This is a genomic window from Shewanella sp. 10N.286.51.B7 (assembly GCF_002873615.1).
Classification (GTDB): domain Bacteria; phylum Pseudomonadota; class Gammaproteobacteria; order Enterobacterales; family Shewanellaceae; genus Shewanella; species Shewanella electrodiphila.
Map to the genome: position 1 here is coordinate 1 of NZ_MCUF01000085.1, position 8,077 is coordinate 8,077.

General features: G+C 39.6%; 5 protein-coding genes. 3 read left to right on the forward strand and 2 right to left on the reverse strand.

Translation table 11 applies throughout. From position 1 onward, the window contains the following. Window positions 1-131: 131 nt before the first annotated feature. Complete coding sequence (locus tag BCU84_RS19045; protein ID WP_102529631.1) at window positions 132-2,762, forward strand: TonB-dependent receptor; 2,631 nt, start codon at window positions 132-134, stop codon at window positions 2,760-2,762. Between the two features lie 463 nt (window positions 2,763-3,225). Then, on the forward strand, window positions 3,226-5,874 hold the full coding sequence (locus tag BCU84_RS19050) for a TonB-dependent receptor (protein WP_102529632.1): 2,649 nt from the start codon (window positions 3,226-3,228) through the stop codon (window positions 5,872-5,874). Between the two features lie 113 nt (window positions 5,875-5,987). Here the strand turns inward: BCU84_RS19050 and BCU84_RS19055 are convergent, their stop codons facing one another. Next, window positions 5,988-6,356 (reverse strand): TraR/DksA C4-type zinc finger protein, encoded by a 369-nt coding sequence (locus BCU84_RS19055; protein WP_102529633.1) that lies wholly within the window; start codon window positions 6,354-6,356, stop codon window positions 5,988-5,990. Window positions 6,357-6,510: 154 nt separating this feature from the next. After that, window positions 6,511-7,458: a tRNA-dihydrouridine synthase gene (locus BCU84_RS19060; RefSeq protein ID WP_102529634.1), complete on the reverse strand. Its 948-nt coding sequence runs from the start codon at window positions 7,456-7,458 to the stop codon at window positions 6,511-6,513. Window positions 7,459-7,772: 314 nt separating this feature from the next. On the opposite strand from BCU84_RS19060, the gene BCU84_RS19065 reads away from it, so the two are divergent. Further along, window positions 7,773-8,077, forward strand: a 305-nt coding sequence (locus BCU84_RS19065; RefSeq protein WP_102529635.1) for a hypothetical protein, incomplete at its 3' end; no start/stop codon positions are given.

Genomic DNA, 8,077 nt, shown 5'->3' on the forward strand with positions numbered 1-8,077 from the left:
AATTTGTAATAAATGTTGACTATTGTCATTTTATTTAACAATAATGCTCTCGGTTGATTAAATAATTAACCTAAAAATAAAAAATATAACGTCGTGACTTTATGTTTGATTATGACGAAGGGAGTTTAATAATGAGTTCATTATCTTTGACAGCTAAGGCAATCCGCCGTGGCTTTTTGACAATAGCAGCAACAACCGTCGCAACAGGTTCAGTTTTTTCAGGCAGTGTTATTGCTGAAGAAGCGCAAGCTGAGAAAGTAGAAAGAATTGCAGTTACTGGTTCACGTATTAAACGTACCGATATGGAAACTGCTAGCCCAGTTAGCGTTATTGACGCTTCAGCTATTATTGCTTCAGGCGCAACATCAATTGATGATGTATTACAGAAGATGACATCTTCTGGTGGTGCCATGACCAATGCAGCTGTGAATAACGGCTCAGGTGGTAACGCCCGTGTAAACCTTCGTGGTTTAGGTTCAAACCGTACTCTAGTACTTGTTAACGGTCGTCGTATGATCGCTTCTGGTACTGGTGCAGCGTCTTCTGTGGATTTAAACACCATTCCAGTTTCTATGATTCAACGTGTTGAAGTACTAAAAGACGGTGCTTCTGCTGTATACGGCACCGATGCAATTGCGGGTGTTGTGAACGTTATTTTAAAGCGTGATTTTGATGGTTTTGAATTAAACGTTCAAACTGGTGTATCTGGTCAAGGTGATGCAGACGAATCAAGTGTCGATTTCACTATGGGTAATACCTTTGATAAAGGTAACGTTGTCATCAACGCTCAGTACACTAAACGTGGTGACGCGAGCCAAGCAGATCGTGACTTTTCTGAATGTCCAATTGCTGAAGGTGCTGACGGCCTATATTGTGCCGGTTCTTCATACTCAGAAGGCGGCCATATTTGGGGAGCAAATGGTGCTGATTTAAGTGGTCGTGGTGGTGAGTACCATGAGTTCACTGATGCTGACCGTTATAACTATTCAGCTTCAAGTTTTCTATCTACTCCGATGGAGCGTTTGAATTTAAGTATGGCTGGTACTTACGAGCTATCTGATTCAATCATGTTCTTCTCTGAAGCTATGTACTCTAAGCGTTGGTCTGACCAACAAATGGCACCACAACCAATCTGGAATAGTGAGTCTTGGGAATACCAGCCAATTTCTGCAGGCGGTTGGATGACTGATGATCTTCTACCATGGGTAGAAGATGGCGAACTTGTAGATTACGGTCGTCGTATGGTTGAAACTGGTTCACGTGACTTTTCTCAAGTTGTTGACACGATCCGTTTAGTTGTTGGTGTTGAAGGAGAGTTCGACAATGGTTGGACATGGGATGCTTCTTACAATAAAGGTAAGAATGATTCAGTAGACACATTAGCTAACTTACATAACATTGGCTCTATCAATGATGCAGTGCAAGCTGAAGAGTTTGATCCTTTTCTTCAGTCATCTTGGATGGGCGATAGTATTGCTCCATTCGTATATACAGAAGTTAATGCTGGTGGTAGTGAGTTAGATATTGCTTCGCTTTCTCTTTCTGGTGATATCGTTGATTTACCTGCTGGTACCATGGGTTTTGCAGCGGGTTATGAATTCCGTAAAGAATCTGCATACTACACTCCAGATTCGTTGACTGCACAAGGTCTTGCAAATGACCCACGTGTTGAAGCAACTTCAGGTTCATTTGATGTTAATGAAGCTTACGTTGAGCTTGCAATTCCGCTAATCAGTGATATTCCATTACTTCAGCAAGTTGATCTGAGCGCTGCTATTCGTTATTTCGATTACAGCACATTCGGTGATGATACGACTTGGAAACTTGGTTTAACTTGGCGTGTAATTGATGATTTAATGCTTCGTGGTGGTCAATCTACCGCTTTCCGTGCACCAACAGTATCAGAATTATTTGGTGGTAAGTCTCCATCATTCGATCAAATTGTTCACCCCGCAACAGATCAAACTCAAGCGGAAGTAACAGTTGGTGGTAACCCACTGTTAACACCTGAAGAAGCGGATATTACTACTCTTGGTTTAGTTTATTCTCCAAGCTTTGTTGATGGTTTATCGTTAACTGTTGATTACTACGATATTGGCATTACAAATACAATTACTTCAGTAGATTCAAACTACATTGCTAACCAGTGTTTAGATGCAAACGGCAACAAGATCAATGAAGGTACTGCTTTATGTCAGGCATCTAACATTGAAATTGATAACACTGGCCGTATAAGTTTTGATAATGGTTTACAAAACATTGGTGAAACAAATACATCTGGTTTCGACATTAACTTAGCATACACATTCGAAGGTTTAGGTCTAGATTGGAAAGCGGGTCTTGATACTTCTATCTTAGATACATATGAAGAATTTGACCAAGATGGTAATGCTGTTGATTATAAAGGTTACATCACTGGTGGTGTGGGCGCATATGCTGAGTTAAAAACTAACTTTAACCTAACAGCAGCTGGTGATGATTGGTCAGCAACATATGAAGCTCGTTACATTGACGGTATGGATTCATTCGCTTGTAAAGATGATCCAAGTGATTGTTACGCGCCTTCAGTTGACTCAATCGTTTACCACGATATCTCAGCTAACTATGACATTACCGAAACAGTTAGATTGTCTGGTGGTGTGAATAACGTATTAGATGAAGAGCCTCCATACTACACAGGTAACAACGATTCGAATACCGATCCGTACACTTATGATGTATTAGGTCGTTACTTCTTCGTTCGTGCTAGCGTGAAGTTCTAATCAAGAAGTCTTAATTTTTAAGAAATCTTGTTAATAAAATCCCAGTCGAGATGTCGGCTGGGATTTTTTGTTTTTAAAACAAAATAACCAGTTAACTTTCCCTAAACATATGTAAGGTGTATCTGTCGATTTTATTCTTAATATTTACAGTTGTATCAGTCTGTTAAGTTGTTTTTACTTTCATGTATCAGGTGTTTCTTTTTGTATCTTCCGCCTCAGCTTTTAAGGTGTAATGTCTTGGTGAAAATCAACCACATGTTTTTCAAGGTTATTTGCTGACCTATGGTGATTTAGCTCACTATTTCGTGTATCAATTTGTACCCAAATCGTTAAATTAATGTATCCCTCATTGAATGATTTACGTTGTTTTAACAGTATCGAGCTGAGGTTATAACCTCGGTTTAACCAAATAAAACAATAAAAAGTCAATGTGTTAGTAAAACTAACATCCAGGGAGATTTACATGAGTTCATTAACGTTAACAGCTAAGGCGATTCGTCGCAGTATTCTAGCTGCGACAGCAGCATCAGTTGCTTTCTCAGGTGTTGCATTTGCTGAAGATGCACCAGAGAAAGTAGAAAGAATTGAAGTAACAGGTTCACGTATTAAGCAAGTCGATATGGAAACCGTTTCGCCTGTCACAGTAATCGATGCAGCAGCAATCGCAATGACCGGTGAAAAAACAGTAGCAGATGTTTTAAATAACTCAGCTATTAACAGCTTTGGCTCATGGCGTGGTGTGTCGGGTTATGGCTCAGGCGCAAGTTCAACTAGTAGTGTTAACTTACGTGGTCTTGGTGCTTCTGCAACATTAGTACTGCTGGATGGTCGTCGTATGCCTGGAACCAGTTCAAGTTCTGGCGCAGTAGCAGATACATCTTCAATCCCTATGTCTATCGTAGAAAGAATTGAAATTTTACGTGATGGCGCATCTGCTGTTTATGGTTCAGATGCTGTAGCTGGTGTAATTAACATTATTACCAAGAAAGAATTTGATGGCGTACAACTTGATTACAGCTATGAGATGCCTGATGTAGAAGGCGGTGATGCAGAGCGTTTATCAATAGCGACTGGTTACAATACTGATAAAGGGAATATCACTTTTACCTATGAGTATTATGATACTAAAGCTGTTATGGATCGTGATGTTTGGAAGTTAGATGATGATACGTATGGTGCATACAGTACATTTAGTTCAGTTCCTAATGGTATTTCAGATTCTGGCTGGGTAGACAATTCAGAGTTTTGTGATCAAGTAGATAATACAGTATTAAACTCTGATGGACGCTGTTTATACAGTTATGGAGAAGTGACCAAATTATTTGGTGATTCGACCCGTAACTCATTCTTAACTAATTTTAGTTACGATATTACAGATGATATTCAATTCCGTGGACGTGCAACCGCCTCTTTAGCTGAAACAGAAACTCGTTATGCGGGTACGCCAGTATCAACTAACTATCCAGTAATGTCAGCAGATAACCCTTATAACCCTTATGCTTCAACGGGTGGAGAAGACGTTACTGTTTACATGCGCTCAGTTCAAATCGGTGAACGTGACACTTTAACTGAAACGAATAATTTCGATATCTTAGCAGGTTTTGTTGGTTTTGCTGATGTAGGTAACGGCTTAGATTGGGAGTTTAATGTACAAAGCTCATCTTCTACAACTAACTCATTTGGCTATAACTTGATTAATGACAGTATCATTCAGCGTGAAATTGATACTGGGAATTATGATATTTTCAACACTTCAGGCATGAGCTATGAAGAGTGGAATGGCCAAATGTCTGAACTGTATGGCGCTGCTGCGCATACAGGGGTTTATCAAGGTAAATTTGAAAGTACCCAAATTGATGGTTTAGTCTCTACTTTACTTATTGATGAAGGTGATTTTAGCTTAGCAATGGTTGCGGGTGCTGAGTATGAAATGATTGATTTTAAACAAACTTCAGATCCTGAGTCTGCTGCAGGAATTATTTCTGGTGGTTCTGGTGGTGACGATGTTAACGCAACTCGTGATCGTACAGCTGGTTACTTAGAATTCCAAATGGGCTTACCTGCGAACTTTGAAGTTTCAGCTGCTGTTCGTTATGAACGTTACGAGCAAGAAGGTAAGCTTACTGGTGCAACAGGTGATATTGTCAATTCTTCAACCTTTGATGCTGTAGTGCCTAAGCTTGGTTTAAGCTGGCGTCCAGTTGATTCATTATTACTACGTGCAAGTTATGGCGACTCGTTCCGTGCACCAAACATGGGTGAGATGTTCTCTTCACAAGCATTAAGCTTTGAGTCGTCACTTGATAACTTATGGTGTAATACTGCAGGTAATGATGACGATACATATTGTGATCCTAACCAACAACATAAAACTTGGTTCGGTGGCAACCCTAATCTAGAAGCTGAAGAGGGTAATTCGTTTACTGTCGGTGGTGTTTGGAATGTTAATGATGATTGGAATGTAGAGGTTTCTTACTATTCAATTACTTATGACAATAAGATTGAATCAGTGGGTGTAGATGACATCTTACGTGATGAGTTACGTGAAGGTACATCTGACTTCGTTACTCGTGGTGCTGACGGAAAAATTGAGTACATTGAATCAGGTGTGCGTAACATTGCAACCGTTGAGACTTCAGGTATTGATTTTGTCACAGCGTATAACTTAGAAAGTAGTGTTGGTGACTGGAACTTCAAACTTGACCTATCAAAAGTACTTGATTTCAAGAAACAGGATAATGCAGAATCTGCAATGATTGATTATTCAGGCTCTACTGATTATCCAGATTTACGTGGTAACTTTGCAGTAGGTTGGAGTTACGATGACTTCAGTGCAGCATGGACTACAGTATATATTGGTAGCCAATCAGCTGAATACTGGCGTGAACTAGAAGAGTATGACAACTACACAGACTATGGTACTTACTTCAAACATAATGTGCAGTTTGCTTACAATCACTCAATGAATGGTTCTATCACAGTAGGTGTTAACAACATACTTGATGAAGAAGCACCAACATATTATGACTACGCAGATTACCGCGATGTAAACGTAGGTTTATATGATGTATTAGGTCGTACTTATTACATTCGCTTAAGCCAACGTTTCTAAACTTTTCTAAAGTTTAAAGCTAAAAAACCTCCGCGAGTCGGAGGTTTTTTTATTGGTTTTAATTCAACAAAGAACGTAAATGAGAGAATAAAGAAGAGTTGAAATAAAAAAGGTTAGTGACTTAAACGAAGTTCTTGGCGGTGTTCTTGACGGTGTTTTGCATCACAATGAGCGCAGCGCTGCTCAGTAGGATCGATTGCTAATCTATCTGGTTCTATTTCAGATTCGCAATCAGAGCACAAACCATACAGACCTAATTCTAGTTGGCAAAGAGCAGCATCTAGGCGAGTCAGTTGGCTGAAAAGAGGGCTGTCTGTTAAATTTTGGCTACTCATTAACTCAATCAGCTCTGTCAAACTCATATTAAAATGAATTTGAGCTGCACTATTTACATTAACCTGCTGATTCAGGTGATGCACTAGCTCGTATTTAAGCTGTGCTTCTTTTTGCATTAATGTTTGTTGTATCTCTTGAGTACTCACAAAAGGGCCTAATTACTTAATCATTTTACTGGGTATGTAGTCTAACGCTATACAGCAGTATTGTTATGATGGAGATCAAATCAAGGCTTCATTTATGTCATCTAATATTAAGCTTTATTCATATAAAGTGCAGGTAACCAAATAACTAATTCCATTATTTATTATTTTGCTCGTATGCTTTTTCTAAAATCGCCACAATATCATCTGTTGTTTTCATCACTCTTAACTCTCTAAACAATGTGTCTGCTTCTGGGTATTGCTTATTAAGATAGGTGAACCATTGCTTCACCCGTGCTGGATAATAATCAGATTTTTTGCCAATAAGCTGTTTTTGGGTGTAGCTCAGCAGTAAACTTAAGGTTTGTGACCAGGTATAAGGTGCTACGCCATCTTTAATGGTTGCCGCTAAGTTTGGTAGCGACATAGCCCCGCGACCAAGCATGATGTTGTCACAGCCTGTCACTTCCATACAGCGCTTGGCATCATCAGCATTCCAAATCTCACCATTAGCAATCACTGGAATCGGTAAGCGCTCACGTACTTCGGTTATGTATTCCCAATAAGCAGGAGGTTTATAACCGTCGACTTTACTGCGTGCATGAATAGCTAACTCTGTGGCGCCAGCTTCATATACAGCTAACGCATTTTCCATAAACAAAGACTTATCTTCAAAGCCTAGACGAATTTTTGCGGTAACAGGTTGCTCAGCAGGTACAGCATCTCGCATGGCTTTTACTATATCGTGGATGGTATCTGGGTATTGCAGTAATACCGCGCCGCCATTACTGCGGTTGACCATTTTTGCAGGGCAACCAAAGTTAGCATCAACACCTTGTGAGCCTAACTCTACGGCTCGTTGGGCATTTTCAGCCATTACACTTGGATGTTGCCCCAATAATTGGATACGAACAGGGGTACCTGATGCGGTAAACCCGCCGTTATGGAGTTCAGGGCAAAGTTTGTAATACACTTTTTCAGGAAGCAATTGGCTGATTACTCGCACAAACTCAGTGACCACTAAGTCATATGGATTAATTTCAGACAATATTTCTCGCATCAAATCATCAATGACGCCTTCCATCGGAGCTAATACTACGCGCACGGTTCAACCTGTTGTCAATTAAAGGAGCGCCATTCTAGCGACTTTAGCTTTTTATACAAATTCATTTCAATACAGTGAAAAAATACAAATAAGTTGAAAAAGTAATATTAATCTTAAATATCAGGTTGATACATCATAAATTTACACTATGATTACAAATAGTCTGGGCTTTCTAGCAAGAATTTTTGAAAATAATTATGATTTAGATCAATTTTTGTGAAATAAAAGTAAACGGTTGTAGGTCTATTAAAGTGTAAGCCAGCACTGTTAGTTGTTGGTCACCATTATAAAGTTTGAATATAAGGAAGATTATTATGAACTCAGTAAAACAAACTACAGTAGCAATGGCTTTAGGCGCAGTGGTATTAACTGCAGGTGTATCAACTTCTGTTGAAGCGAACCCATTTGGTTTTGAGCAAATGAATGCCGGTTACCAACTTGATGGTGGCGAAAGCAAATCTAAAGAAGGTAAGTGCGGTGAAGGCAAATGTGGCGGCGACATGAAAAAAGCCACAGAAGGTAAATGTGGTGAAGGTAAGTGTGGCGGCGATATGAAAAAAGCTGCAGAAGGTAAATGCGGTGAAGGTAAGTGCGGCGGTGACATGAAAAAAGCCAAAGA